The sequence below is a fragment of the Noviherbaspirillum sp. FW303-A3 genome, assembly GCF_058788695.1.
Genome location: NZ_JBYTAZ010000001.1, coordinates 456,910 through 483,440 on the forward strand (window position 1 = coordinate 456,910; position 26,531 = coordinate 483,440).

31 protein-coding genes are annotated in these 26,531 nt (G+C 60.8%); 13 read left to right on the plus strand and 18 right to left on the minus strand.

The window, feature by feature from the left end:
* The first annotated feature begins 14 nt into the window (after window positions 1–14).
* Together AC3WOY_RS02160 and AC3WOY_RS02165 are read left to right on the plus strand one after the other, a co-directional pair.
* Window positions 15–857, plus strand: a complete 843-nt coding sequence (locus AC3WOY_RS02160) for a Rossmann-like and DUF2520 domain-containing protein (RefSeq protein ID WP_492420732.1) — start codon at window positions 15–17, stop codon at window positions 855–857.
* Between the two features lie 32 nt (window positions 858–889).
* Window positions 890–1,444 carry a gamma carbonic anhydrase family protein gene (locus tag AC3WOY_RS02165; RefSeq protein ID WP_492420733.1) on the plus strand — a complete coding sequence of 185 codons (555 nt, stop codon included), beginning with the start codon at window positions 890–892 and terminating at the stop codon, window positions 1,442–1,444.
* Between the two features lie 4 nt (window positions 1,445–1,448).
* On the opposite strand, the gene AC3WOY_RS02170 is transcribed toward AC3WOY_RS02165, so the two are convergent.
* The gene (locus AC3WOY_RS02170) at window positions 1,449–1,808 is read right to left on the minus strand and encodes a hypothetical protein (protein ID WP_492420734.1); all 360 of its coding nucleotides are present in this window, start codon (window positions 1,806–1,808) and stop codon (window positions 1,449–1,451) included.
* 206 nt (window positions 1,809–2,014) lie between these two features.
* Between AC3WOY_RS02170 and ompR the strand changes: the two genes are divergently transcribed.
* Both ompR and AC3WOY_RS02180 read left to right on the plus strand, forming a co-directional pair.
* Complete coding sequence (gene ompR / locus AC3WOY_RS02175; RefSeq protein WP_492420735.1) at window positions 2,015–2,782, plus strand: osmolarity response regulator transcription factor OmpR; 768 nt, start codon at window positions 2,015–2,017, stop codon at window positions 2,780–2,782.
* Between the two features lie 16 nt (window positions 2,783–2,798).
* Complete coding sequence (locus tag AC3WOY_RS02180; RefSeq protein WP_492429147.1) at window positions 2,799–4,151, plus strand: ATP-binding protein; 1,353 nt, start codon at window positions 2,799–2,801, stop codon at window positions 4,149–4,151.
* Here the strand turns inward: AC3WOY_RS02180 and AC3WOY_RS02185 are convergent.
* A complete protein-coding gene (locus AC3WOY_RS02185; protein WP_492420736.1) occupies window positions 4,144–4,524 on the minus strand; it encodes a DUF488 domain-containing protein in 381 nt (126 codons plus the stop codon). The genes AC3WOY_RS02180 and AC3WOY_RS02185 overlap by 8 nt on opposite strands.
* Before the next feature lie 13 nt (window positions 4,525–4,537).
* Complete coding sequence (locus tag AC3WOY_RS02190; RefSeq protein ID WP_492420737.1) at window positions 4,538–4,978, minus strand: acyl-CoA thioesterase; 441 nt, start codon at window positions 4,976–4,978, stop codon at window positions 4,538–4,540.
* 70 nt (window positions 4,979–5,048) lie between these two features.
* Here AC3WOY_RS02190 and AC3WOY_RS02195 point away from each other — a divergent pair, with 70 nt between their 5' ends.
* Window positions 5,049–6,092: a GlxA family transcriptional regulator gene (locus AC3WOY_RS02195; protein ID WP_492420738.1), complete on the plus strand. Its 1,044-nt coding sequence runs from the start codon at window positions 5,049–5,051 to the stop codon at window positions 6,090–6,092.
* 2 nt (window positions 6,093–6,094) lie between these two features.
* Here the strand turns inward: AC3WOY_RS02195 and AC3WOY_RS02200 are convergent, their stop codons facing one another.
* The 5 genes from AC3WOY_RS02200 to AC3WOY_RS02220 form a co-directional block, all read right to left on the minus strand.
* Window positions 6,095–6,673, minus strand: a complete 579-nt coding sequence (locus AC3WOY_RS02200) for a DUF3501 family protein (RefSeq protein WP_492420739.1) — start codon at window positions 6,671–6,673, stop codon at window positions 6,095–6,097.
* 1 nt (window position 6,674) lies between these two features.
* Entirely contained in the window at window positions 6,675–6,977 is a 303-nt protein-coding gene (locus tag AC3WOY_RS02205) for an encapsulin-associated ferritin-like protein (RefSeq protein WP_492420740.1), read from the minus strand.
* A gap of 8 nt (window positions 6,978–6,985) precedes the next feature.
* Entirely contained in the window at window positions 6,986–8,323 is a 1,338-nt protein-coding gene (locus AC3WOY_RS02210) for a heterodisulfide reductase-related iron-sulfur binding cluster (protein ID WP_492420741.1), read from the minus strand.
* A 76-nt stretch (window positions 8,324–8,399) separates the two neighbouring features.
* On the minus strand, window positions 8,400–8,822 hold the full coding sequence (locus tag AC3WOY_RS02215; protein ID WP_492420742.1) for a rubrerythrin family protein: 423 nt from the start codon (window positions 8,820–8,822) through the stop codon (window positions 8,400–8,402).
* Window positions 8,809–9,063, minus strand: a complete 255-nt coding sequence (locus tag AC3WOY_RS02220) for a hypothetical protein (protein ID WP_492420743.1) — start codon at window positions 9,061–9,063, stop codon at window positions 8,809–8,811. The genes AC3WOY_RS02215 and AC3WOY_RS02220 overlap by 14 nt, the downstream gene beginning before the upstream one ends.
* A 43-nt stretch (window positions 9,064–9,106) precedes the next feature.
* Here AC3WOY_RS02220 and AC3WOY_RS02225 point away from each other — a divergent pair, with 43 nt between their 5' ends.
* Together AC3WOY_RS02225 and AC3WOY_RS02230 are read left to right on the plus strand one after the other, a co-directional pair.
* Complete coding sequence (locus AC3WOY_RS02225) at window positions 9,107–10,264, plus strand: iron-containing alcohol dehydrogenase (RefSeq protein WP_492420744.1); 1,158 nt, start codon at window positions 9,107–9,109, stop codon at window positions 10,262–10,264.
* Between the two features lie 119 nt (window positions 10,265–10,383).
* Window positions 10,384–10,584 (plus strand): hypothetical protein, encoded by a 201-nt coding sequence (locus AC3WOY_RS02230; RefSeq protein WP_492420745.1) that lies wholly within the window; start codon window positions 10,384–10,386, stop codon window positions 10,582–10,584.
* Here AC3WOY_RS02230 and ispF read toward each other — a convergent pair.
* The gene (ispF, locus tag AC3WOY_RS02235) at window positions 10,581–11,072 is read right to left on the minus strand and encodes a 2-C-methyl-D-erythritol 2,4-cyclodiphosphate synthase (protein ID WP_492420746.1); all 492 of its coding nucleotides are present in this window, start codon (window positions 11,070–11,072) and stop codon (window positions 10,581–10,583) included. The genes AC3WOY_RS02230 and ispF overlap by 4 nt on opposite strands.
* A complete protein-coding gene (gene ispD / locus AC3WOY_RS02240; protein WP_492420747.1) occupies window positions 11,069–11,767 on the minus strand; it encodes a 2-C-methyl-D-erythritol 4-phosphate cytidylyltransferase in 699 nt (232 codons plus the stop codon). Before ispD ends, ispF begins: the two co-directional genes overlap by 4 nt.
* A gap of 143 nt (window positions 11,768–11,910) precedes the next feature.
* On the opposite strand from ispD, the gene mfd reads away from it, so the two are divergent.
* Genes mfd through AC3WOY_RS02255 form a run of 3 tightly spaced genes read left to right on the plus strand, consistent with a single transcriptional unit; the run spans window position 11,911 to window position 16,612 of the window.
* Window positions 11,911–15,357, plus strand: coding sequence for a transcription-repair coupling factor (gene mfd, locus AC3WOY_RS02245; RefSeq protein WP_492420748.1), 3,447 nt, complete (start codon window positions 11,911–11,913; stop codon window positions 15,355–15,357).
* Window positions 15,358–15,391: 34 nt separating this feature from the next.
* Window positions 15,392–16,234, plus strand: a complete 843-nt coding sequence (gene serB / locus AC3WOY_RS02250; RefSeq protein WP_492420749.1) for a phosphoserine phosphatase SerB — start codon at window positions 15,392–15,394, stop codon at window positions 16,232–16,234.
* A 15-nt stretch (window positions 16,235–16,249) separates the two neighbouring features.
* Window positions 16,250–16,612 carry a DUF4870 family protein gene (locus tag AC3WOY_RS02255; RefSeq protein WP_492420750.1) on the plus strand — a complete coding sequence of 121 codons (363 nt, stop codon included), beginning with the start codon at window positions 16,250–16,252 and terminating at the stop codon, window positions 16,610–16,612.
* A 1-nt stretch (window position 16,613) separates the two neighbouring features.
* Here the strand turns inward: AC3WOY_RS02255 and AC3WOY_RS02260 are convergent, their stop codons facing one another.
* From AC3WOY_RS02260 to phaC, 5 genes are all read right to left on the minus strand, one after another.
* Entirely contained in the window at window positions 16,614–17,804 is a 1,191-nt protein-coding gene (locus AC3WOY_RS02260) for a cystathionine beta-lyase (RefSeq protein ID WP_492420751.1), read from the minus strand.
* Window positions 17,805–17,820: 16 nt separating this feature from the next.
* Window positions 17,821–18,219 carry a hypothetical protein gene (locus AC3WOY_RS02265; protein WP_492420752.1) on the minus strand — a complete coding sequence of 133 codons (399 nt, stop codon included), beginning with the start codon at window positions 18,217–18,219 and terminating at the stop codon, window positions 17,821–17,823.
* Complete coding sequence (rimO, locus tag AC3WOY_RS02270) at window positions 18,219–19,577, minus strand: 30S ribosomal protein S12 methylthiotransferase RimO (RefSeq protein ID WP_492420753.1); 1,359 nt, start codon at window positions 19,575–19,577, stop codon at window positions 18,219–18,221. The genes AC3WOY_RS02265 and rimO overlap by 1 nt, the downstream gene beginning before the upstream one ends.
* Before the next feature lie 96 nt (window positions 19,578–19,673).
* Window positions 19,674–20,231: a polyhydroxyalkanoate synthesis repressor PhaR gene (gene phaR / locus AC3WOY_RS02275; protein WP_492420754.1), complete on the minus strand. Its 558-nt coding sequence runs from the start codon at window positions 20,229–20,231 to the stop codon at window positions 19,674–19,676.
* Window positions 20,232–20,480: 249 nt separating this feature from the next.
* Complete coding sequence (gene phaC / locus AC3WOY_RS02280) at window positions 20,481–22,202, minus strand: class I poly(R)-hydroxyalkanoic acid synthase (protein ID WP_492420755.1); 1,722 nt, start codon at window positions 22,200–22,202, stop codon at window positions 20,481–20,483.
* A gap of 57 nt (window positions 22,203–22,259) precedes the next feature.
* On the opposite strand from phaC, the gene AC3WOY_RS02285 reads away from it, so the two are divergent.
* Window positions 22,260–22,499, plus strand: a complete 240-nt coding sequence (locus AC3WOY_RS02285; protein ID WP_492420756.1) for a hypothetical protein — start codon at window positions 22,260–22,262, stop codon at window positions 22,497–22,499.
* Between the two features lie 41 nt (window positions 22,500–22,540).
* Here the strand turns inward: AC3WOY_RS02285 and pgeF are convergent, their stop codons facing one another.
* Window positions 22,541–23,296 (minus strand): peptidoglycan editing factor PgeF, encoded by a 756-nt coding sequence (gene pgeF, locus AC3WOY_RS02290; RefSeq protein WP_492420757.1) that lies wholly within the window; start codon window positions 23,294–23,296, stop codon window positions 22,541–22,543.
* A 9-nt stretch (window positions 23,297–23,305) separates the two neighbouring features.
* Window positions 23,306–24,307 (minus strand): RluA family pseudouridine synthase, encoded by a 1,002-nt coding sequence (locus tag AC3WOY_RS02295; protein WP_492420758.1) that lies wholly within the window; start codon window positions 24,305–24,307, stop codon window positions 23,306–23,308.
* Between the two features lie 84 nt (window positions 24,308–24,391).
* On the opposite strand from AC3WOY_RS02295, the gene AC3WOY_RS02300 reads away from it, so the two are divergent.
* Window positions 24,392–25,189, plus strand: coding sequence for an outer membrane protein assembly factor BamD (locus tag AC3WOY_RS02300; RefSeq protein ID WP_492420759.1), 798 nt, complete (start codon window positions 24,392–24,394; stop codon window positions 25,187–25,189).
* A 42-nt stretch (window positions 25,190–25,231) separates the two neighbouring features.
* Here AC3WOY_RS02300 and yaaA read toward each other — a convergent pair whose 3' ends face one another.
* Window positions 25,232–26,008: a peroxide stress protein YaaA gene (yaaA, locus tag AC3WOY_RS02305; protein ID WP_492420760.1), complete on the minus strand. Its 777-nt coding sequence runs from the start codon at window positions 26,006–26,008 to the stop codon at window positions 25,232–25,234.
* A gap of 36 nt (window positions 26,009–26,044) precedes the next feature.
* On the opposite strand from yaaA, the gene AC3WOY_RS02310 reads away from it, so the two are divergent.
* Window positions 26,045–26,494, plus strand: coding sequence for a PIN domain-containing protein (locus tag AC3WOY_RS02310; protein WP_492420761.1), 450 nt, complete (start codon window positions 26,045–26,047; stop codon window positions 26,492–26,494).
* The last annotated feature ends 37 nt before the right edge of the window (window positions 26,495–26,531 follow it).

The window sequence follows — 26,531 nt, forward strand, 5'->3', positions numbered from 1 at the left end:
CGAAAAGGCGCGCTTTGATTGCGACCCTCAACATCATCGGATGCGGCAATGTCGGCAAGGTGCTGGGACGCCTGTGGACGGAAAGCGGTACGTTCCGCATACAGGACATCCTGAACCGCTCGCAGGAAAGTGGCACTGCCGCTGCCGATTTTGTCGGCACCGGCCGACCTGTCGTGGACTGGGCAGAATTGCGCCCGGCCGACGCTGTCCTGATCGGGACACCGGACGACCAGATCGAGACCGCATGCGCCGGCGTGGCACGCTCCGGTATTCTCCGGCCTGGCACCACGGTATTCCATTGCAGCGGAGCCCTGCCATCCGATGTACTCGACAAGGCAAAGGCGTGCGGCGCTTCGATCGCAAGCGTGCATCCTATCCGCAACTTCGCCGGCCCAGAAGGCATTGCTGCCAGCTTCCCGGGAACCTGGTGCGGCATCGAGGGAGACCAGGGCGCGGTCGAATACCTCTCGCTCGCATTCTCGGCCATCGGCGCCCGCCTGGTCCGGATCAATCCCGAATACAAGAGCGTTTATCATTCGGCGGCGGTGTTCTCCTCAAACTACCTCGTCACGCTGCTGGACGTCGCCGTCGAAGCCTACGCGAAGGCCGGCGTTCCGCGCGATGATGCGCTCAAACTGATGGAACCGCTGGTGCGAGGAACGGTCGACAACGTCTTCCGCCTCGGCACGACGGATGCGCTCACCGGCCCGATCGCGCGCGGCGACGTCGCGACCGTGCTCAGGCAATACCGCGCGGTGACCGCCTGGGACAGGCGTGTCGGTGCGCTGTACAAACGCCTCGGCAAGTTCACCGCAGCCATCGCGGCACGAAAACGCAAGGGCAGCAAGCCCGACTGATATCTCCTCTATCGACAATCAGGGGCTCCACCATGTCATTCTCTTCCTACCTCGGCAATTTTCCCCGCGCCGGGGAACGCGTTTATGTTCACGCCTCCGCGCAGGTCATCGGCGACGTTATCCTCGGCGAGGACAGTTCGGTCTGGTGCAATGCAGTCGTGCGCGGCGACGTCAACCACATACGCATCGGCCGCTGCAGCAACGTGCAGGACCTCACGATGTGCCATGTATCGCACAAGACGCCTGCCAAACCGGATGGTTCGCCGCTCGTCATCGGCGACTACGTGACGATCGGCCATTCGGTCATCCTGCATGGCTGCAAAATCGGCAATGAATGCCTGGTCGGCATGGGGACGATCGTCATGGACGATGCCGTGATCCCGGACCGTGTGATGATCGGCGCAGGCAGCCTTGTCCCGCCGGGCAAGGTGCTGGAAAGCGGAATGCTCTATGTCGGCCGCCCTGTCCAGGCAATCCGGCCGCTGACGCCGGATGAAATCGCCTACCTGCGCTACTCCGCCGAACACTATATGCGGGTAAAGAACAACTACATGGAAGAAGCCCCGGACATTCCCGAGGCAGGATGAGGGCTCACCGTTTCGGCGAGTAGATGTCGTGGCCGGCTTCGTCGATCTGGCGGCGCAGGGCGCGCCGCTCTTCCGGGGTCATGCGCCCTTGGCGGCGCATGTTTTCCGCCTGCTGGCTGTTGGATTGCGCATCGCCGGATGAGCCGTATCCGCTGCTTTCCGGCACGCCCGCACCTTCACGGCGGCGCTCCGGCGGAATATTCTGGACCGGTTCACGCGGCAAATTGCGATCCATGGTCACACTCTGGATGTGGTATGCGCGTACAGCATCCCGCGCGTCGCGCCGGCTGTAGCCCGGGTCGGCGAACACACTCGCCGCACCGAAAACCAGAAGTAGAAAGGAACCGAATCGATGGAATCGCATTTTGTAAAACCACTTCGCCTTGGCATGTATGCCGTCAGGGCCAGCATCTTGCGGTAGACTGCTTACAGCAAAAGGCTGACTGATAATGTGGAAGTGTATGCGTCACTTGAGGTGCACTAAACCCGTTTAAGGTAAAGTTTGTAACACTTTGTAATGCTTTGCGCCAGAGACATTGATCAGGATTTTTCTGACGTTACCATAGCGCCATGAACATGACCAACCCGACTGCACTTACGCCCGGACAGACGCCCAGTGGCCATCAGGCCCGCATCCTCGTCGTCGATGACGACCAGCGTCTGCGCGACCTCCTGCGCCGTTACCTTGCCGAACAGGGATTCAACGTCGTCACCGCCGAGAACGCGCAGGCAATGAACAAGCTCTGGATCCGCGAACGCTACGACCTGCTGGTGCTCGACCTGATGCTGCCGGGCGAAGACGGCCTGTCGATCTGCCGCCGCCTGCGCGGCGCGGGTGACCAGACGCCGATCATCATGCTGACCGCCAAGGGTGAGGATGTCGACCGCATCGTCGGCCTTGAGATGGGCGCGGATGATTACCTTCCCAAGCCGTTCAACCCGCGCGAGCTCGTGGCCCGCATCAATGCCGTCCTGCGCCGCAAGGGACCGGACGAGATTCCCGGCGCGCCGTCCGAGACGCCGCAAACCTTCCAGTTCGGCGATTTCATCCTCGACCTGGGTACCCGCACACTCAAGAAGAACGGCGAGACGATCTCGCTGACCACCGGCGAATTTTCGGTACTGAAAGTCTTTGCCCGCCATGCCCGCCAGCCCCTTTCCCGCGAAAAGCTGATGGAACTGGCGCGCGGACGCGAATATGAAGTGTTCGACCGCAGCCTCGACGTGCAGATCTCGCGCCTTCGCAAGCTGATTGAGCCCGACCCTTCCAATCCGATCTACATCCAGACGGTCTGGGGCCTGGGTTATGTCTTCATTCCGGAAGGCCAACCGCGCTGAGGCATAAAGGACCTTGATCCCCATCATAGGAAACCGGCTTGGCTGGCTGAAAAGCGGCCTGTTCTGGCGAACCTTCTTCCTGCTCGCCTTCCTCATTACTGCGAGCATCCTGGCCTGGGTAACGAGCTTTCGCATTGTGGAGCGCACGCCGCGCGCCCAGCAGATGGCCGCCCAAGTCATTTCCATTGTCACGATCACGCGCGCCGCCCTTACCCACTCGGCGCCGGAATTGCGGCGCGAGCTCCTGTTCGACCTCGCCAGCAATGAAGGCATACGCATCTATCCGCTGGAGGATACCGATGTCGTAGGACCGGCGCCCGACACCGAACTGATGCTGGTACTCGAAGCAAACGTGAAAGCCAGGCTTGGTTCGGATACCAAGTTTGCCGGACGTGTCAACGACGTCGGCGGTTTCTGGGTCAGCTTCAAGATCGAGGACGATGAATATTGGCTGCGGCTGGATCGCGAGCGGATCGAAGGTGTGTCGAACATCCAGTGGCTAGGCTTCGGGACAACGGCCCTGACCCTTTCCCTGCTGGGGGCAGTGTTCATTTCCCGCCTGATCAACCAGCCGCTGTCGCGTATCGCCACGGCAACGCAGGCGATCGCCAAGGGCATATGGCCGGCGCCCTTGCCGGAACGCGGCCCGACCGAGATCAAGGATGCCAACCGCAGCTTCAACCAGATGGTGGCCGACCTGAATCGCGTGGAGAGCGACCGGGCCGTGATCCTGGCGGGCATTTCCCATGACCTTCGCACCCCGCTGGCACGGATGCAGCTGGAGGTCGAAATGGCGCAATTGCCGGATGAGGCCAGGCTGGGCATGCAGTCGGACCTGGCCCAGATGGACGCCATCATCGGCCAGTTCCTCGAATACGCGCGGCCAAGTGAAAACGTCCATGGCGCAAGCGTGGACTTGAGTGCATTGCTGACCGATTGCGCTCGCGAAGCCGGACGCCTGCATGACGTGCATGTGCAAAGCAGCATTGCGCCGAACGTCAATGTTTTCGGACACGCAACCGACCTCAAGCGCATCGTCAGCAACCTCGTTGAGAACGCGCGCCGTTACGGCAAGACGCCGAACACCAATACCGCGGACATCGAGATCTCTTGCAAGTCCGAGGGAAGCCACGCGGTCATCGAAATCTCGGACAAGGGTCCCGGCGTCCCGGACAAGGAATTGGAACGCCTGCTGCGCCCCTTTACCCGCCTCGATACCGCGCGCAGCCAGGCCAATGGCGCAGGCCTGGGGCTTGCCATTGTGGACCGCATTGTGAAGCGGCATCGCGGCGCCATCCGGCTGTCGAACAAGAGCGGCGGCGGCTTGCGGGTGCGGGTCTCGATTCCCGTCACCGGGGCACTCAGCTGACCCGACGTTTCCCGGGCTGCAACATCGGGAGTACGTAGTCGCGCAAAGCGACTGCATTATTGATCCGGTGTTCCTTGCTGCTGTAGAGGAAGGTCACCTCCCCGGCTTCAAGGTGCGACAGCAGGTCGCGCAGGCCCTCCGGATTGCCATGCAGTTCGCTGTAATAGCGGTCCCGGAACTCATCCCACCGCTCCGGGTCGTGTCCATACCACTTGCGCAGGTCATTGGACGGCGACACGCTCTTTGCCCAGAACACGATATCCAGCCGCTCCTTGGTCATGCCGCGCGGCCACAGGCGATCGACGAGAATACGCCTGCCGTCCTCGGGCGATGCCGGCTCGTACACCCATTTCAGCTTGATGGTGGTTGTCATCCCGCCTTCCCTGTCATAGCGACTCGAAACCATCTGTCCGCGGCAGGCGCAGCAGCACATCGGTCAGCGCCTGCGGCGGCGCCTTGACCCGCCTGGCAGCCAGGTCGAACCAGGCGCCGCGGGTGATGACTTCGGCGGCAAGCCTGCCGTCCGCCTTACGGAAGCGGTTGACCATGATGAATTTGGCGCCATCCTCGCTGATGCCGCCGAGTTCCATCGTCACCGAGAAGTTCTCAAGGAAATGCAATTCCTTGTGGTAGACAATCTGCTCGGAAAACACGATCGGTCCCATGCCGGCTTCCTTGAAGTGCGCGGGCGTAAAACCGCTGTCCTTCATGTAGAGAAAGCGCGTCTGGGCCGCATAGTCGAGGTAACCGGTATTGCGCAAGTGCACGTTGGCGTCCAGGTCCGACCAGCTTACGGTATATTGATATTGATACTCGATCTGTTCCATCTGATTGCACTCCTCTTCGTTGCAGTGCAGCCAGTCTACTTCAGCAACCGCATCCGGGGGAGAGGACGACGTGCCAAGTACAGCAGGTAATCAGGCCAAGATGCAGCCGGTCGACACCGTGATCCTGGCCATGCCCGGCACCCTGCCCACGACTGTGGCAGGCCCGATGGATGTCTTTACCCAGGCGGGCCAACTGTGGGAGCGGCTGTGCGCCGCCAACCCGACACCCCGTTTCAGCGTTCGCATCGTCAGCATCGATGGCGATGATGTGACCTGCATGAACGGCATGAAGATCGCGTCCCAGGGTGCACTGGCCGACGTAGACGACGCCGACCTGCTGATCGTAACCTCGGCCAACGTCGCCGAGCGCCAGACGTGGGCTAAAACGGTGGTCCCCCATCTCGTCCGCCTGCACCGCCAGGGCACCCGGATTGCAAGCATCTGCACCGGCGCTTTCGTGCTCGCCGAGGCCGGCCTTCTCAGCGGCCGCGTGGCGACGACCCATTGGGGATTCGTCCCGATGTTCCGCGACCTGTATCCCGATGTCGATGTCAGGCCCGAGCGCATGCTGACGCAGGACGGCAGCATTTTCTGCTCCGGGGGCATCAATGCCTACGCGGAGCTGTGCCTGTACCTGGTGGAACACTGGTGCGGCTACAAGACGGCGGAGCAACTGGCGCGCGCCCTGGTGCTGAATGGCTGGCGTGAGCAGCAGATGGATTATTCGCTGTTCGAATTCCAGAAACGGCATGGCGACAACGCCGTCCTGAAGGCGCAGAACCACATGGAGTCGCATTTCCGCGAAAACCTGAATGTGATGGACCTGGCGGTAATCGCGGCGATGAGCGAACGCAATTTCAAGCGCCGCTTCAAGAAGGCGACCGGCGACACGCCGAACGAATACCTGCAGCGTCTGCGCATCGAGCATGCGAAGCACCGCCTGGAGCATTCCGCGCTCAGTATCGAAGGCATTGCGGACGAGGTGGGTTATCGCGACGCCGCCTACTTCCGCCAGGTCTTCAAGCAGCTGGCAGACATGACGCCACAGGCGTACAGGATGAAAATGCGCATCGCCCTGCCCGCCGGGACAGAGGCGGACAAGGCTGCCGCCTGAAGTCAGTTCAGATCCTGCACCAGGGATGCCAGGGTTTCCTCCCCCACTTCTTCCACGTGCGCGGGATAGTTCGGATGGTCACATCCGATCATTATCTGCGCGCCGCCCTTGAGCGCAACCTTCATCGAATCCGTCAGTTCAAAGCGCACGAAGTGCACCGCTGACGTCTTTTCCTCGTTTTCCCGATCCAGGTCTTCATCGGCAATCGCATACACCCGCGGCTGCCCTTCCACCTGGATGAACAGGCGATCCTCGATGCCGATCAGTTTTGCCAGCGCGGCCTTGCGTTCGGCTTCGTTCGCATATTCGATCAGCATGGTCGCCTTCAGGTTGCTGCCATCCGGGATCAAGGGGTTATAGGCGTCGAGTTCGGCCTGTATCCCGTCCTCTTCGAAGATGCGTTCGATGCGCAGCATCTCCTGCACCTGGTAGCGCACCGTCTGCTCGTTCTCGAACAGCAGCGTCACATGGTTGCCGAGATGGACGCTGCGCACCTTCTTGTGCTGGATGATTTCCGCACGCAGCGCAGGACGTGCCTTGGCATAAGCTTCAAGCGTCAGGAGATGATGGGGTTTGAGCACGTCAATCCTCGTCGTGGTGGTGGCCGGCGATATCGCCTTCCTTGAACAGCACTTCACGCAGTTCGGTGTCCATCTTCGGATCGTGCCTGCGGATCCATTCGAGCACCATGGCCGCATGCTCCTTTTCCTCGTCGCGGTTGTGTTCGAGGATGCGTTTCAGCTCCGGGTCCGTCGCGGCATCGACGCGCTGGTTGTACCAGTCCACCGCTTCCAGCTCTTCCATCAGGGACATGATTGCCCGGTGCATGTCCATCGTCGCCGCCGACAGTTTTTCCAGCGGTTCGTGAAAGCCTTCACTTGCCATGCATTCTCCTAGATACCGTAGGCCTTCCGCAGCAATGCCAGCGGGTGGGCCAGTTGCGTTTTCTTCAGTCCGGCTTCTTCCATGCCCTGCTCGATGTGATGCCCGGCGAGCTGGCAATCGGAGGAAATGTAATCCGGTTCGCTGTTGGCCATGGCCTTGAATACCGGCTTGCCGATCTTCATGGCCGTGGCGTGGAATTCCTTCTTGACGCCGAAGGTGCCGGCATGTCCCGAGCAACGTTCCACGACATTGAGTTTCGTGCCGGGCACGAGCTGCAGTGCTTCGGCCGTCTTCTTGCCCATGTTCTGCACGCGCAGGTGGCAAGGCACGTGATAGGACACCGTTCCCAGCGGCTGCTTGAAATCGCGTTTCAGCAAGCCGTCGCGGTTGCGCTGCACGAAATACTCGAACGGATCCCACATCGCGTCCCGCACCATCTGCACGTCCAGGTCGTCAGGAAACATCAGCGGCAACTCCTGCTTGTACATCAGCGTGCAGGAAGGAATCGGGGTCAGGATCGCATATCCTTCACGGGCAAGTTTTGCGAGATGTGGAATGTTGATGTTCTTTTTCGCCTCGACGCCGGCGAGGTCGCCCTGCTCCAGTTTCGGCATGCCGCAGCAGGCCTCCTTTTCGAGCAGGACATACGGAATTTCGTTGTGGTCGAGGATGGCCAGCAGATCATGCCCGACGCCCGGTTCGTTGTAGTTGATGTAGCAGGTCGAATAGACGGCAACCTTTCCCGGCGTGAGGGTGCCGTTCTTCACGGCATACGGACGTGATTCGGCCGCGCCTGAACGGAACTTCCTGGTCGCGAAATCCGGCAGCCAGGCATTCCTGTCCACGCCCATCACATTTTCCATCATCCCCCGGGCCGCACGGGTCTTGTTCACCGCATTGACGGTCTGGGTAACAATCGGGATGCCGGCAAATTTCCCCAGCCCGTCGGTATTGGAGAGAAACTTGTCGCGCATGGCGACTTCGCCCTTGCGGAACTTGACTGCCTTGGCGCGCAGCATCAGGTGTGGAAAATCGAGGTTCCACGGATGCGGCGGCGTGTACGGGCATTTGGTCATGTAGCACACGTCGCACAGGTAGCACTGATCGACGACTTTGCCGTAATCCTTCTTGTCGATGCCGTCGACTTCCATCGTCGGCGAGTTGTCGACGAGGTCGAACAGGGTTGGAAATGCGCCGCACAAGGACACGCAGCGCCGGCAGCCGTGGCAGATGTCGAACACCCGCTCCATCTCCTTGTGCAGGGATTCCTCGTCATGGAAATCGTCGCTTTTCCAGTCGAGGGGATGGCGGGTCGGAGCTTCCAGGTTGCCTTCGCGGTTGGACATGGCGAGTCTCTGCTGAAACCGGCGTGCGGCATCCGGCCTCCCGGTCGACGGGAGGCTTCAGCCGGCTGCGCGCGATTCAATCAACCAGCGAATCGAGCGCTTTCTGGTAACGGTTGGCGTGCGAACGCTCCGCCTTGGCCAGGGTCTCGAACCAGTCCGCGATTTCGTCAAAGCCTTCTTCCCGCGCGGCCTTTGCCATGCCGGGGTACATGTCCGTGTATTCGTGCGTCTCGCCCGCGATCGCCGCCTGCAGGTTCTGGCGCGAACTGCCGATCGGCAGGCCGGTGGCCGGATCGCCTACGGTTTCCAGGTATTCGAGATGCCCGTGCGCGTGTCCTGTCTCGCCTTCTGCCGTCGAGCGGAACAGTGCGGCAATATCGTTCTGGCCTTCCACATCCGCCTTGTTGGCGAAATAAAGATAGCGGCGGTTGGCTTGCGATTCCCCTGCGAATGCGGCTTTCAGGTTGGCTTCGGTCTTGGAGCCTTTAAGGTTTGCCATGGGAGTTTCCTTCCTTGTTATACATCGGTGGAAATACATGCGGCATGATGGCTGCGGATGCATGAAACGCCCCGCGAATCGGGTGGTGCAAACTCATTGTCGGCGGCACCTTGGGAAAGCTCAAATTGGCAATTTCAATTTGCCGCATTGGTAAATCCAATGAACTGCTGCGCAAAAAAAGCCAATTCCTATCAAAACCATCGGCCCGGGCTGCCGTCAACGCGATTTCCGCGCTTGTCATACAATCCGGCGGGAGACAACGACAACCAGACAAAAGGAAAAACATGCTGAACTTCGATTTCTACAATCCCACCCAGATCCTGTTTGGCAAAGGCCGCATCGCCGACCTGTCCAAGGTCGTTCCGGCGGCGGCCCGCGTGCTGGTGCTGTATGGCGGCGGCAGCATCAAGAGCAATGGCGTGTTCGACGAGGTGATGGCAGGCCTGGCGGGCCGTACCGTGTTCGAGTTTGCCGGCATTGAACCGAATCCCAGCTATGAAACCTTGATGCAGGCCGTCGAACTGGTGCGCAAGGAAAAGCTCGACTTCCTGCTGGCCGTCGGCGGCGGCTCGGTCATCGACGGCACAAAATTCGTTGCCGCTGCAGTGAACTTTGAAGGCGATCCATGGGCGATCCTGGAAAAGCGCGGCCGCAATATCACCCAGGCACTCCCCTTCGGCACCATCCTCACGCTTCCTGCAACCGGTTCGGAGATGAACGACGGCTCCGTTGTCACCCGCAAGTCGCTGCAGGCGAAGGTGGCGTTTTCGAGCAAGCTGGTATTCCCCAAGTTCTCCATCCTCGACCCGACCAAGACTTTCAGTCTGCCCGTCAAGCAGATCGGTAACGGCGTCGTCGACGCGTATGCCCACGTGATGGAGCAGTACATGACCTATCCGGTCAATTCCCCGGTACAGGACCGCTTTGCCGAAGGCCTGCTGCAGACCCTGATCGAGGAAGGCCCGAAGGCACTCGCCAATCCCGAGGATTACGACACCCGCGCCAACATCATGTGGTGCGCCACGCTCGCACTGAATGGCCTGATCGGCGCCGGCGTGCCGCAGGATTGGGCGACGCACATGGTCGGGCACGAGCTCACCGCGCTGTATGGACTCGACCATGCGCAGACGCTGGCCATCGTCCTGCCGAGCATGCTGCGCGTACGCAAGGAAGGCAAGCGCGCCAAGCTGCTGCAGTACGCAGCCCGCGTCTGGAACATCACTGAAGGCAGCGAGGATGCACGCATCGAACAGGCGATCCAGCGTACCCAGGACTTCTTCGAGATGATGGGCGTCAAGACACGCCTGGGCGACTACAAACTGGGTGGGCAGAACATCGATGCCATCCTGAAACACCTGGAAAGCCATCGCATGGTGATGCTGGGCGAACAGCGCGATGTGACCCTCGAGGTCAGCAGGAAAGTGCTCGAACTCAGCATCTGACCTGAAGCCTGAACTTCCTGAAAGACCGGCAATCTACCCAAGCGACATGCCGGCAGGCAGAGCAAGTGAAATTAGCGGCATGGAAATCCTTCCATGCCGTTTTTCTTTCAGGAGGTGACATGCCCACATCCCCATCCACCGGAACGCCCGGCAAGCAGCCGCCCCACCTTAAACCTGGAGATGAAGCCGCGGCGGGGACGCCGGGAACAGGTGAAGACCTGTGCGAGGACTGCGGCGGCACCGGCGTCCGGAAAGACGGCAGCGAGTGTCCGGCCTGCGAAGGGACCGGCCGCGTGATACGCGGCATTGGCGGAGGCTAGGCGCGGCGATAGACGAGCGCAACGGCATCTGCTGCCATGCCCTCCTCGCGCCCGAGGTAGCCGAGGCGTTCGTTGGTCTTTGCCTTGATGTTGACCTGCCCCGGGCCGATATCGAGATCGGCGGCGATATTGGCCACCATGCCTGCGATGTGCGGCGCCATTTTCGGCGCCTGCGCAATGATGGTGGCGTCGATATTGCCGACGAGGTAGCCGGCTGCGGCGACGCGCTTCCCTGCCTCGCGCAGCAAGGCGCGGGAATCCGCCCCCTTGAACTGCGGATCGGTGTCGGGAAAGTGGCGTCCGATATCGCCCAGCCCTGCCGCTCCAAGGATGGCATCGGTAATCGCATGCAGCAGCACATCGGCATCCGAGTGACCGAGCAGGCCGGCTGTGTGCGGAATCGTGACGCCGCCCACGATGAGCTCCCGCCCGGGAACCAGCGCGTGGCAGTCATATCCCTGACCGATTCTGAAGGACGGAATGCTCATGGTTTTCCTTTCAGGTGCATTTCTGCGAGTGCCACATCGTGCGGCAGCGTAATCTTGAAATTGCGCGGACTGCCTTCGACCAGCTTGGGCCTCAGGCCCAGCGCTTCGATGGCGGAGGCTTCATCGGTCACCTCGGCCGCTTTTTCCAGCGCGGTGCGCAGCAAGGCATACCGGAACATCTGCGGCGTCTGCGCGGCCCACAGGCGGTCGCGGGGCACTGTGGCCTCGGCGCGTCCTTCCGCATCGCTGCGCTTGAGGGTGTCCACAACCGGCAGTGCGAGCAGGCCGCCTACCGGGTCGGCCTTCAGCGCAGCGATCAGCCGTTCAATCAATTCCGCAGTCAGGCCCGGGCGCGCGGCATCATGGACCAGCACCCAATCCTCATCGCCGGCCTCGCCGCGCATCGCATGCAGCCCGTTCAGAACGGACTGATGCCGGGTCGCGCCGCCTTCGTGGATGACGGTAACGCGATCGGCAAGATGCTTCGCGCCGGCCAGCGCTTCATCGATGTAGCCGTCTTCCTTGCTGACCACCACGTAGGTGTGGGCAATGGCATCGCAGGAGGCAAAGGTATCGAGCACGTGCACCAGCATCAGCTTGCCGGCCAGCGGCATGTATTGCTTGGGGCAGTCCGCGCCCATGCGCGCGCCGACGCCGGCGGCTGGAATCAGGGCAAAGTGGCGGGATGGAGTCATTCTGACAAGATTGAGCCGCGCGGCCGCACTTGCATGCAAACGGGCCGCGACGGGGCTTGGTTTATAATCTCGCCATATTTTCTCATAGTCGCAGTCCCCGACATGCAGCTTGCTGGGGCATTTCCCGCAACCTGACATTCCCTATGTCGTTTGATCTGAAAAAGTCCCTCCCCAAGGCAGGCAGCCGCTTCGCCCTCCCCGCCGTGCATGGCTCCGCCGATGCCTTCGCCCTGGCGCAGGCCGGGCTCGAACTGAAGCAGCAGAAACGCATGCTGGCCGTGGTCGTCGCCAACGCGACCGACGCGCAGCGCCTGCTGCAGGAAATCCCCTGGTTCAGCGGCAAGGACGAGCAGGGACTGCGTTGCCACCTGCTGCCGGACTGGGAAACCTTGCCCTACGATGCGTTCTCGCCGCACCAGGACCTGGTGTCGGAACGCCTCGCGACCTTGCATGAAGTCAGCACCGGGCAATGCGACGTGCTGCTGGTGCCGGCGACGACCGCCTTGCTGCGCATGGCGCCGCCCTCCTTCCTGGCGGCCTACACTTTCTTTTTCAAGCAGGGCGAAACCCTGGATGAAGTTCGGCTGAAATCGCAGCTGACGCTGGCCGGCTACACGCATGTCGGCCAGGTCATGTCGCCGGGCGAATACTCGGTGCGCGGCGGCCTGATCGACCTGTTCCCGATGGGCTCCGTCCTGCCCTACCGTATCGACCTGTTCGGCGATACGATCGAAACCATCCGCACCTTCGACGCGGACACGCAGCGTTCCCTGTACCCCGTGCGCGAAGTCCGCCTGCTGCCGGGGCGCGAATTCCCGATGGACGAAGCGGCGCGCACCGCCTTCCGCGGCCGCTGGCGCGAGGAATTCGAGGGAGATCCATCGAAATCGGCGATTTACAAGGACATCGGCAACGGCATCGCTTCGGCCGGAATCGAGTACTACCTGCCGCTGTTTTTCGACGACACGGCAACGCTGTTCCAGTACCTGCCCGAGGACACGAGCTTCGCGCTGGTCGGCGACATCGAAGGCGCGATCAAGCGTTTCTGGAGCGATACCCAGTCCCGCTACAAATTCCTGAAGACGGACCGCGAGCGCCCCCTGCTGCCGCCCGAGCGGCTTTTCCTCACCGACGAAGATTTCTTCACGCTCGCCAAGCCGTTCGGCCGCTGGGTGATCCAGCAAGGCGACGTCGCCTCCGAAATCTCCGCGCCCATTCCGAATATCGCCGTCAACCGCCGCGTCGACGACCCGCTCGTCAACCTGCGTTCCTACCTGCTCCAGACCGGCAAGCGGGTGATGATCTGCGCCGAATCCAGCGGCCGGCGCGAAACGCTGCAGCAGTATTTCAATGAGTATGACCTGCCGCTCGCTCCATGCGAGGGCTTCGCGGACTTTGCCGCGGCATCGGCCAAGGTAATGCTCGGCGTAGCGCCGCTGCATGCGGGATTCGAGCTGTCGCCCGAGCTTGGCGGGCTCGCCTTCATCACCGAGACAGAACTGTACGCAGGCACCGGCCGCCGCGCCGGCCGCCGCAAGCAGGAAGCGGTTACCCAGGTCGAGTCGATGGTACGCGACCTGTCGGAGCTGAAGGTCGGCGACCCGGTGGTGCACGTCAACCACGGCATCGGCCGCTACATGGGCCTGCTCAGCATGGACCTCGGCGAGGGCGAGACGGAGTTCCTGCATCTCGAATATGCGAAGGAAACGAAACTCTACGTCCCGGTGTCGCAGCTCCATGTGATCTCACGCTATTCCGGCGCTTCGCCTGAAGATGCGCCGCTGCACACGCTCGGCTCCGGCCAGTGGGAAAAGGCCAAAAAGAAAGCTGCCCAGCAGATCCGTGACACCGCCGCCGAACTGCTCAACCTGTACGCGCGCCGCGCCGCGCGCCAGGGCCACTCCTTCGAGTATTCCGCGCGCGACTACGAAACCTTTGCCGAGAGTTTCGGTTTCGAGGAAACGCCCGACCAGAGCGCCGCCATCAACGCCGTCATCAAGGACATGACCGGCGGCAAGCCCATGGACCGCCTGATCTGCGGCGACGTCGGCTTCGGCAAGACCGAGGTGGCATTGCGCGCCGCATTCGTCGCCGTCATGGGCGGCAAGCAGGTGGCGATCCTCGCACCGACCACGCTGCTGGCCGAACAGCATGCGCAAACGTTCGCGGACCGGTTCGCCGACTGGCCGGTCAAGATCGCCGAGCTTTCGCGCTTCCGGACCGGAAAGGAAATCACGCAAGCCGTCAAGGGAATGGCCGAGGGCACGATCGACATTGTCATCGGCACGCACAAGCTCCTGTCGAATGACGTGAAGTTCTCGCGCCTCGGGCTCGTCATCATCGACGAAGAGCACCGCTTCGGGGTACGCCAGAAAGAGGCGCTGAAGGCCTTGCGCGCGGAAGTCGACGTGCTGACGCTGACCGCGACGCCCATCCCGCGTACGCTGGGCATGGCTCTCGAAGGGCTGCGCGATTTTTCAGTCATCGCTACCGCGCCGCAGAAACGCCTCGCGATCAAGACCTTTGTGCGCACCGAGGAATCGTCGGTCATTCGCGAGGCATGCCTGCGCGAACTCAAGCGCGGCGGACAGGTGTACTTCCTGCACAACGAGGTCGAGACGATCCTCAACCGCAAGGCGATGCTGGAAGAGTTGCTGCCTGAAGCGCGCATCGCCGTCGCCCACGGCCAAATGCACGAGCGCGACCTGGAAAAGGTCATGCGCGATTTTGTCTCGCAGCGATTCAACATCCTGCTCTGCACGACGATCATCGAAACCGGCATCGACGTGCCGACCGCCAACACGATCATCATGCACCGCGCCGACAAGTTCGGACTGGCGCAGTTGCACCAGTTGCGCGGCCGCGTCGGCCGCTCGCACCACCAGGCCTACGCCTACCTGCTCGTGACCGATGTGCATGGACTGACCAAGCAGGCCCAGCGCCGCCTTGAAGCGATTCAGCAGATGGAAGAGCTCGGCAGCGGCTTCTATCTGGCGATGCACGACCTGGAGATCCGCGGCGCCGGCGAAGTCCTTGGCGAGAACCAGTCCGGCGAAATGCAGGAAATCGGCTTCCAGCTCTATTCCGACATGCTGAACGAAGCGGTGCGGGCGCTGAAGAACGGCAAGGAGCCTGATCTTGCCGCACCGCTGTCGACCACCACCGAAATCAACCTGCACGTCCCCGCCTTGCTGCCGCAGGATTACTGCGGCGACGTGCACGAACGCCTGTCGCTGTACAAGCGGCTCGCGAACTGCGAATCGCAGACCGCGATTGACGACCTGCAGGAAGAGCTTATCGACCGCTTCGGCAAGATGCCGGACGCCGCACGTGCCCTGATTGAAACGCATCGCCTGAGAATTGCCGCGATGCCGGTGGGCATTGTTAAAATCGATGCCCATGCGGAATCGGCGGTCTTGCAATTCCAGCCGAATCCGCCGATTGACGCCATGCGCATCATCGAACTGATCCAGAAGAACCGGCATATCAAGCTGCATGGGCAAGACAAACTGCGCATCACGGCCAGCATGCCCGACCTGGGGGCGCGCGTGTCCCAAGTCAAGGCAACGATCCGCTCCCTCGTACCGTAATCCTTTATCACAATCCTGCACATCGCAGCACGACATGAACCTGATCCTGCAAGGCCTGACCACCGACCGCAACGCCATCGACCGCATCGCCGCCCTGGCGCACGCGGAACGCGTTGTCCCCATCCACGCCAATGCCTATCGTTGTGAAGGCGTGCAGCAATCCGGCGAGATCGCGGCGCGCGTCGATGCCGAATGCCTTGCAGCGCAACTGGATTACACATTCATTGACGGCACGCGCAAGCTGGCCGACTTCAAACTCGTGGCCATGGACATGGACTCGACGCTCATCACCATCGAGTGCATCGACGAGATCGCCGACATGCAGGGCCTGAAGCCGCAAGTGGCGGAAATCACCGAGGCAGCAATGCGCGGCGAGATCGAGTTCCGCGAAAGCCTGGCCCGCCGCGTCGCGCTGCTGAAGGGCCTCGATGCCTCCGCACTGCAGCGGGTTTACGACGAGCGCCTGAAATTGTCCCTCGGTGCCGAAAAGATGCTGACTGCAGTCCAGGCGGCCGGTTTGAAGACCCTGCTGGTCTCCGGCGGCTTCACCTATTTCACCGACCGCATGAAAGCGCGCCTCGGTCTCGATTTCACCCATTCCAATGTGCTTGAAATCGAAAACGGCAAACTGACCGGACGCGTCACCGGTGTCATCGTCGATGCGGATGAAAAGAAGGCCACGGTGGAACGCGTGTGCGCGGAGATCGGAATTTCCACAAAGCAAGCGATCGTGATGGGCGACGGCGCCAACGACCTGAAGATGATGGGCATCTCCGGCCTGTCGGTCGCCTTCCGCGCCAAGCCTGTGGTGCGGGCGCAAGCCGATGTCGCACTGAATTTTGTCGGCCTCGACGGAGTCCTACCTTTGTTGTCGTGACCACAAGGAGGCGGAATGGCACAGGAACTCGTACTTGATCCGAGGTTGCAAATCACCAAGAGTCTTGCCTGGTGGCTTTACATCATGCACGGCCTCAGTTTCCTGTTTTCGCTGGGGGCGTTTTCCTTCATTCCACTGATCATCAATTACATCAAGAAAGACGATGCCACCGGCACCTTCGTCTACAGCCACCACCGCTGGCAGATCCGCTCCTTCTGGTGGTACCTGTTCTGGATGGTGATCGGAGGTATCCTGTTCCTGACCGTGATCGGCATCCCGCTGGCCTGGCTTGTCTGGATGGGCGCTTGGGTGTGGAAGGCTTACCGCCTGCTGAAAGGCCTGCTGGACCTGAACGACAACAAGCCGATGCCGGTTTGATTCAGGCCTGAGACAATACGTTCAGCGCCTGCCCTATATCCGCGATCAGGTCGTCCGGGTCTTCCAGGCCGATATTAAAGCGGACCAACTGCCCCTTGCCGGCCCAGTTCTTGCGCATTCCCTGAACATGGTAAGGGACGCATAGACTGTGCGCCCCGCCCCAGCTGAACCCGATGCTGAACAGTTTGAGGCTGTCGACAAAGCGATCCGTTTGCGCTTGCGTGAAGCGGTCGTCGAATACCACCGAGAACAGGCCACCCGCCCCCGTGAAGTCACGCTTCCATGTCGCATGGCCGGGGCAATCCTCGAATGCCGGATGCAGCACTCGTACAATCTCCGGTCGCGCTTTCAGCCAGGATGCCACCTTGCGCGCGCTCGCATCATGTGCGTCAAACCGCAGTTTCATCGTTGGCAGGCCGCGAAGCACGAGATAGGCATCATCCATGCCGACGCCAAAGCCGATGCGCATATGGGCCATGCCGATGCGATGGTTGAGTTCCTTGTCGCGCGTGATCACGGCCCCCATCAGTACATCCGAGCCGCCCGAATGGTACTTGGTGAGGGCTTGCATCACGATGTCTACACCATGTTCGAAACCGCGGAAGGCAAGGCCGGCGGCCCAGGTATTGTCCAGCGCGACATGGATGTCCTGCCCCGCTGCGCGACGGTCCCTGACCGCCTTGCAGATGGCGGGGATGTCGGGCACTTCCATCGTCACCGAGCCGGGCGCTTCCGTCCACACCAGGCGCGTATTCGGCTGGATCAGTGCGGCAATCCCTTCGCCGATCAGGGGATCGTAGAACCGCGTCGAAATGCCGTAATCCTGCGCCAGCCAGCGTCCCAGTTCGCGGTTCGGGTTGTAGGCATTGTCGGGAATCAGCAGGTCGTCGCCGGCTTTGAGCAATCCGAAATTGACCATGGAGATCGCCGCCAGCCCGCTTGGCGCCAGCAGGCAATGGTCACCGCCTTCGATGGCCGCGAGGCGCGCTTCCAGCGTGAAGCTGGTCGGCGTCCCGTGCAACCCGTAGGTGTAGCCCGTCTTTTCGCGCCAGTCGCGTGAACGCATCGCCTCGACGTTCTTGAAGACGATAGTGGATGCGCGATGCACCGGGACCGGAAATGCGCCGAAGCCCTCGGGCGGCGTGTAGTCGAAATGGATAAGCGAAGTTTGAAGCGATTTGCTGTCGGACACGCAGGCCTCCGCGCGATTATTGTTTGGACGGCTTTCCGGCAGGAGGGACGATGCGGACCTGGAACGGTTTGCTGACCTTGCCGTCCGCCGATTGCCACTCGCCGCTGATCACGTCGCCAGCCATTTTGCCCTCCCACTGGCCGGATACATCGGTGCCGTTCACCGACTCCTCGAGAAACAGATCCTCGCCCTCGATTTCTCCCGCCAGCAACACCTTCTGCGAACTGCCGAAAAGGAAGTAATCGCCTTCGATGCCGTCCTCGAATTCCTCTTTGGTCCGCAAGTTCATCTGGATCTGATCGCTGCCCAGCGTGCCGCGCAGGGCCACCGGCTTCACGAACAGCATCTTGCCGGCGGCATGGGCGCCGGTCACAAGCGACAGGGAGAGCATGGCTGCCGCGGCGAACCGCAGCATTACGCTTCCGCCCACAGGTCGTGCGCGTCGGCCGCCGTGACTTTCACATCGACGAATTCGCCAACCTTCAGCTTGCGATGCGGCTCGTACGGCGGTTTCACATACACGACGCCGTCGATTTCCGGTGCATCGGCCATCGACCGGCCAACACCGCCGCTAGGGCTGACTTCGTCGAGCAGGACGCGGATGGTCCTGCCGACCTTGGCCTGCAGGCGCTTCTTCGAGATTTCCTCCTGCAGCTCCATCACGCGCGCACGACGTTCCTCGCGCACCTCTTCGGGAACAGCATCCGGCAGCTCGTTGGCCGTCGCGCCTTCAACCGGCGAATAGGCGAAGCAGCCGAGGCGGTCGATCTCCGCTTCCTTCAGGAAGTCGAGCAGATACTGGAATTCGGCTTCCGTCTCGCCGGGGAAACCGGAAATGAAGGACGAGCGGATAGTGATGTCCGGGCAGAGCTTGCGCCAGGCCTGGATACGCTCGATGTTCTTTTCGCCACTCGCCGGACGCTTCATGCGCTTGAGCACATCGGGGTGGGCATGCTGCAGCGGCACGTCGAGGTACGGCAGGATCTTGCCCTCCGCCATCAGGGGAATGACGTCGTCGACATGCGGATACGGGTAGACGTAATGCAGACGCACCCATGCCCCGTACTGAGAGGCCAGTTCGCCGAGGGCGGTGGATAGCTGGGTCATGTGGGTCTTGACCGGCTTGCCGTTCCAGAAGCCGGTGCGGAATTTGACGTCCACGCCATACGCACTCGTGTCCTGGGAAATCACCAGCAATTCCTTCACGCCGGCCTTGAACAGGTTTTCCGCTTCCAGCATGACGTCGGCGATCGGGCGGGACACGAGATCACCGCGCATCGAGGGAATGATGCAGAAGCTGCAGCGATGGTTGCAGCCTTCGGAAATCTTCAGATACGCAAAGTGCTTGGGCGTCAGCTTCACGCCCTGCGCCGGCACCAGGTCCATGAATGGATCGTGCGGCTTGGGCAGGTGCTTGTGGACGGCGGTCATGACTTCGCCAAGGGCGTGGGGCCCGGTCACTTCCAGCACTTTCGGGTGGATGCCCTGGATCAGGTCGTTGCCGGCCGCGTCTTTCTTGGCGCCGAGGCAGCCGGTGACGATCACCTTGCCGTTTTCCTTCAACGCCTCGCCGATCGCATCCAGCGACTCCTGCACAGCGGCGTCGATGAAACCGCAGGTATTGACGATGACGAGGTCTGCGCCGTCGTAGGACTTGGCGGTCTCGTAACCTTCCGCGCGCAGCTGGGTAAGAATCTGTTCCGAGTCGACCAGGGCCTTGGGACAGCCGAGCGAAACGAAGCCGACTTTGGGATTTTGTGAAGCGTTGGACATAACAAAAAGAGGTACAAAAGCTGAATCCGCTATTGTACCTCTCATTGTGCTTCCTTCCGGCACGCCGGAGGGAAGCATTGTCGTTATGACACGGCCTTACTTCTTGTTCTTGTCGTTCTGGGTGAACGGGAAAGTGCCGAACATGTTCTTGGTCTGGCTCTGCATCTGCTCCTGCATCTGCATGAACAGATTCTTGCTCTGCTCGATGTAGTTGCTCATCATGCCCTGCATCATCGGGCCCTGCACGTTCATGAACTGGGTCCACATCTCCTGGCTGAACGGCTTGCCTTCGTAGAAGCCCTTCGAGCTTTCGGCGAGTTTGTTCTGGATGTCGATGAACGCCTGGATGTTCTTTTCCAGGTACGAACCCATCATGCCCTGCATGGCATGGCCATAGTAACGAATGATCTGGGACAGCGCGCTGCTGGAGAACATCGGCGTGCCGTTCGCTTCCTCTTCGAGAATGATCTGCAGCAGGATGCTGCGGGTCAGGTCTTCATCGGTCTTTGCGTCGACGACGGTGAACTCTTCGTTATCGAGTACCAGTTGCTTGACGTCCGACAACGTGATGTAAGAGCTTGTCTGCGTATCGTAAAGGCGGCGGTTCGGATACTTCTTGATCAAGCGCTCTGAATTCTTTTTTGCACTATTCATCGAATATTCCAGTTATTGCGTCGCAACGCATATGTGCCGATTTGTAAAAAAGCGAACGCACGTTCGCCGTCTCCTCCACTTATTATAGTGCGAGAAAACAAAGATTTACGCAACTTTTAAGAGGCTTTTTATAGGTGTTTTGCAATGCAAACGGGAAAACCGAGATTCGATTTTCCCGTTTTATTGACAAAGTAATAGTTGGTTGCCTAGAAAAACCGGCACGGCTTTCCCGTCCGATTTCGCTCCCTGTTATTCCGCCTTCACCTTCACGTAACGTCCCGGCGCGGGTTCGATTTCCTTGTACTTCGTGCTGCCGTACTTGCGCGGTGCCGCCACCTGCTTGCCGGCATTCGCCGCAAGGAATTCCGCCCACTCGGGCCACCAGCTGCCGGGATTTTCCTTTGCGCCCGCGAGCCATTCCTCGGCATCGCCCACCGCCTTGTCATTCGTCCAGTAGCTGCGCTTCTTCTTCGCCGGAGGATTGATAACGCCTGCAATGTGGCCGGAAGCACCAAGGACGAAGCGGTTACGGTTGCGCTTTTTCGGATTGAGCAGTCCGGTCGATTCGTAAGCGGCCTTCCACGGGACAATGTGGTCTTCCCGGGAGCCGTAGATGAATACCGGCGCATCCACCTTGCCGAGGTCGATCTTCTCGCCCGCCACCTTCACCTTGCCCGGCGATACCAGGTTGTTCTCGAGGTACATATTGCGCAGGTAGTAGCAGAACATCGGTCCCGGGAGGTTCGTGCTGTCGGCATTCCAGTACAGCAGGTCGAACGGCGGCGGGTCCTCGCCTTTCAGGTAGTTGGATTTCACATAGTTCCAGACCAGGTCGTTCGGACGGAGGCTCGAGAATGCTGATGCAAAATCGCGACCGGGCATAAGCCCCCCCTTCCCGATGGACTGCTCGCGCATTGCCACCTGGGCTTCGTCGATGAACACGTCGATGACACCGGTATCGGAAAAGTCCAGCAATGTCGTCAGCAGGGTCAGGCTGGCGACAGGGTTTTCGCCCTTGCCATACAGCAAGGAAAGAGCAGTCGAGATGATGGTGCCGCCGACGCAGAAACCGAGCGCATTGATCTGGTCCTGTCCGGAGATTTCCTGCACCACGTTGATCGCCTTGACGGCGCCATTCAGGATGTAGTCGTCCCAGCTCGCCTGGCCGAGCGACTCGTCCGGATTGCACCACGAGACGAGGAACACCGTATGCCCCTGCTCGACGGCATAGCGCACAAGCGAGTTTTCCGGCTGCAGGTCGAGGATGTAGTACTTGTTGATGCAGGGCGGCACCAGCAGCAGCGGGCGCTGGTAGACCTTGTCGGTCAGCGGCTTGTACTGGATCAGTTGGAACAGTTCATTCTCGAACACCACCGCGCCTTCCGACGTCGCGACGTTCCGGCCGACTTCGAATGCCGACTCGTCGGTCTGCGAGATATGCCCCTTCTGCATGTCCTCCAGCATGTGGGTGATGCCCTTGGTCAGGCTCTCGCCCTTGGTGTCAATGATCTTCTGGAGCGCTTCCGGGTTGGACACGAGGAAGTTTGCCGGCGACAGGGCATCGACCATTTGCTGGACGGCAAAACGGATCTTCTGCTTGGCGCGCGGCGTCGCTTCGACCGCATCCGCCATGGACATGAGGAACCTGGCGTTGAGCAGGTAGGCCGCCGCATTGAACGCGTGCAGCGGATTGGACTGCCATTCGGGTGCTGCAAATCGCTTGTCCGCAACCGCCGGCGTCTTCGATCCAAGCATTTCCTGCCAGAGCGTCGTCATCTGCTGCATGTAGTCGTTCTGCAGCTGGGCGACGACTGTGGGATCGATCGTGGCGCCGAACTCCTTCACCGTATTGGTAATCGGTTTGGTATCGATCGGCGGCTTCTTGATCAGCCATGCCTGCCATGCGTTGGGATCGACGAACTGGTTCATCCACGCGGCACTAGCGCCGGTCTGAGGCGGGAACATATTCATGCTGGACTCTCTGTTTTCGCGTAAGGTTACGGGTTGGATCGGAATTCGAGATTTCTTATGTACATCGTCGCCATCGCATGGATTTATGTCGTCCTCATGATGTCGATCACCGAGGACTCTGTTGTGGCCGGGGTCATGACCTTCCTGCTGTATGGCGTGTTGCCTCTGACAATCATTCTATACTTGATGGGCGCGCCCCAACGCAAAAGGAACCGGCAGCAGGCCGAAAAAATGCGGCGTTCGGAGGCGGCAAAGGAAGAGGCGGCAGCATCGGTGAAAGACAGTGAGGCAGGCTAATGGCGATGTTGACGCAAATCATCGCCGATTAGCGCCCGGGCTTACTTGAGCCAAATCAACGAGGCCATACGGCCGGTTACCTTGTCCCTGCGGTAGGAGTAAAAACGCTTTTGCTCCGTGACGGTGCACATCCCCCCGCCCGATACCTGCGTGACACCTGCAAGGACCAGCGTCCGGCGAGCCAGCGCACAGATATCGGCGAAATACTTCCCTGCACTCCCGGCAATCGGGGTAAAGGCCGCGGCCATTTCCCCATCTTTCGCGGCAAACGCATCGAACACGTCCTGCCCGACTTCAAAGCACTGCGGGCCGATAGCCGGTCCGAGCCAGGCGAGGATGTCGGATGCGCCGGCATGGCGCATGGCCGCCACCGTATTTTCGAGAACGCCGCCGGCCAATCCACGCCAGCCGGCATGGGCGGCCCCGACCACACGGCCTCCGCTATCGCAGAACAGGACGGGAAGGCAGTCCGCGGTCTGGATCGCGCAGACGATGCCGGGCACCGCCGAAATGCTCGCATCGGCCTCCGGCGGCACGCCGCCCACTGACGCCGCATCGACCACCCGGGCGCCATGCACCTGGGATAGCCAGGCAGGCGCCGATGGCAGGATCGTTTTCAGCAATGCCCGGTTGCGACGAACGTTTTCCGGATCGTCGCCCACATGGACACCCAGGTTCAGGCCGCCGCCGCCATCGCCATCACCGTAGGGACTGTCGCTCCGGCCACCGCGACGCGTGGTGGAAAGCGCACCGATGTTGTCCGGGGCACCGGTCCATTCGGGAACGATCAGTTCCACACCGCCTCCCTAGTCCAGGTTAACACCGCCGAATCCCGCCCGATCGAGCAGGCCGGCGAAATCGGCCGGCAGGTCGGCCATCCATTCAAGTTCCTTTCCCGACGCCGGATGCACCAACCCCAACCGGAAAGCATGCAAGGCTTGCCGCGGAAAAGCCGACGCGAGATGCGGCTTTCCGTACAGAGGGTCGCCGACCAGGCTGAACCCGATCGATTGCATGTGCACGCGGATCTGGTGCGTGCGCCCCGTTTCCAGCCTGCATTTGATCAGGCTGACCGGACGGCCGTCGAGCGTGCCCGTCGCGAGCCGGTTGTAGTGGGTGACCGCCGGCTTGGCGCTTTCGTGATGCGACACCGCCATCTTGATGCGGTCGCGCGGATGCCGTCCGATCGCAGCCTCGATCCGGCCGCTTACCTGGGGCTGCCCCCAGACAAGGGCAAGGTATTCGCGCTTGACCGTCCGCGCCTGCAACTGGCGGACAAGGTCGGTCTGCGCCTGCAATGTCTTTGCCACGACCATCAATCCGCTGGTTTCCTTGTCCAGCCGATGGACAATACCCGCACGAGGCACGCTGGCCAGTGCCGGCGCATGATGCAGCAAGCCATTCAGCAGCGTGCCCGTCCAGTTTCCGGCGGCCGGATGCACGACAAGGCCGGCCGGCTTGTCGAGAACGACAATGGCCTTGTCCTCGTGGACGATCGCCAGCGTCATTTCCTCAGGCTTGAAGGCCTGCTCTTCCGGGACCGCCTGCGGTTCGACGACGATGGTTTCATCGCCCAGCATGGTGTTCTTCCCGCGTGCAGGCTGTCCGTCCACGGTGACGTGGCCGGAGTCGATCCATTGCTGCAGGCGGCTGCGGGAGAACTCCGGCAACAGCTGCGACAATGCCTTGTCCAGGCGCACGCCGCAAAATTCAGGCGTGAGTTTCAGGGTGAGCGGTGACGAATCGGCCGGGGCGCCTTCGTATTCGTCGCCGTCGTCGATATCGGTTTCTGGCAGGGTGGTGGTCAAAATAGGCGTTTCGTGTGGTATCGCTGCAGCAATGCACCATCGGCTATAATCGTGGCCTTGTCCCGAAGTGCTCGCGCAAACGTCATGCAAAAAAGTTCGTTGAAGTTGGCTGCCATCGCCCTTGCTTTGTCCCTGTCCGGGTGCGGCCTGTTCCCCGAGAAGGTCGACGAAACCAAGGATTGGTCAGCGTCGAAATTATACTCGGAGGCACGCGATGAAATGGCGGCCGGCGGATACGAAAAGGCGATCCAGTACTTCGAAAAGCTGGAATCCCGCTATCCGTTCGGCACCTATGCGCAGCAGGCGCAGATGGAAATTGCCTACGCTCACTATCGCCAGGGAGACGCTCCGCAGGCGCTGGCAGCGGTGGAACGCTTCATCAAGCTGCACCCGAACCACCCGCACGTGGACTACATGTACTACCTGCGCGGCCTGATCAACTTCAACGACAAGATCAGCTTCCTGGATTTCCTGTCCAAACAGGACCCCGCCGAGCGTGACCCGAAGGCGGCGCGCGACGCATTTGACTCGTTCAAGCAGCTGGCTGAACGGTTCCCGGACAGCATCTATACCAAGGATGCGATCGAGCGCATGAAGTATCTGGTGAACGCGCTGGCCCAGTACGAGGTGCACGTCGCCAATTATTACTTCCGTCGCGGAGCCTACGTTGCCGCCGCCAACCGGGCGCAACAGGCAGTTGCCGACTACCGTGATGCCCCGGCAATTGAAGAAGCACTGTACGTGATGGTGAAGTCGTATGACGCAATGGGCCTGCCCGACCTGCGCAACGACGCCGAACGCGTCTTGAAGGCGACTTTCCCGAACAGCGCCTATTTCAGGGGCGGCCCGCAGGCCAGCACGCCGTGGTGGAAGATCTGGTAAATCCAGAAAGAAAGCCTCCGGAACACGGAGGCTTTTTACTTTTCAGGCTTCGAGTTTGCGGCGGAAAACCCAGTGGTTTTCCGTAGAGGCCCGCTCATCGTAAGCATAGCCTTCGACTTCGAATTCCTTCAGCTTCTCGACTTGGGTGATGCCCTTTGCCGCCGCAAAGCGCGCCATCATCCCCCGGGCGCGTTTTGCATGGAACGAGATCACCTTGTACCGGCCACCTTTCCAGTCCTCGAACACCGGCGTGATCACCTCGGCATCCAGCAGCTTCGGCCGCACCACCTTGAAGTACTCTTCCGATGCCAGGTTGACCAGTACCTTGCGCTTGTGCGCAGCCAGCGCCTTGTTCAGCGCCTCGGTCACCTGCCCGCCCCAGAATGCGTACAAATCCTTGCCCCGTGCATTGACGAACCGGGTACCCATTTCAAGACGATATGGCTGCATCAGGTCGAGCGGACGGAGGACACCGTACAGCCCCGAAAGGATGCGCACATGCGACTGCGTGTACGCAAGCTGCTTCGCCGTGAGCGAGCCGGCATCGAAGCCCTCGTAAACGTCGCCGTTAAAGGCAAGGATGGCCTGTCTTGCGTTCTTTTTCGTGAACTTCTTCGACCATTCCGCGAAGCGGGTCACGTTCAGGACGGCCAGCGCGTCCGAAATGCCCATCAGGTTCGACAAGTCCGCCGGCGAGAGCTGTTTCAGCCCGCCAACCAGTTCGGCGGAGTCCTCGATAAAATCCGGAAGCGTATGTTCGTCGGTCGTCAAAGGTGTGTCATAGTCGAGCGTTTTCGCGGGTGAAAGAACAATCAGCATGTCAGGAGCAGTCCGGCAGAAAGAAAATTTGCGGCAATGATACCGAAACGCATCGTCATCGACACGAACGTCTGCCTGGACCTGTTCGTCTTTCGCGATCCACGCTGGACGGCGCTGCTCGCCGCGTTAAGGGATGGCAGCGTCAAAGCCGTCACGCGCCACGACTGCCGGACGGAATGGCTGATCGTGCTCGGCTACCCGCACCTGCCGCTGGATGAAGATTCAAGGCCGCGCGTGCAAGCGGAGTTCGATGCGCTGGTCGAATGTCTCCCTCCCGAAAGCCTGCTGCCGCGCGGCGACATTCCTCTGCCAGTGTGCAAGGATCCCGACGACCAGAAATTCCTCGAACTCTCCCGCGACGCCGGCGCGCTTTTCCTCATCACGAAGGACAAGGCTTTGCTGAAACTGGCGCGGAAAACTGCCCGGGCCGGCCTGTTCTCCATCATTCCGCCGGACAAATGGGCACCCGACCCCGGGCTTGTATAAAATGATTTTTTTGTCCCGATTTCATCGCGCATGAATA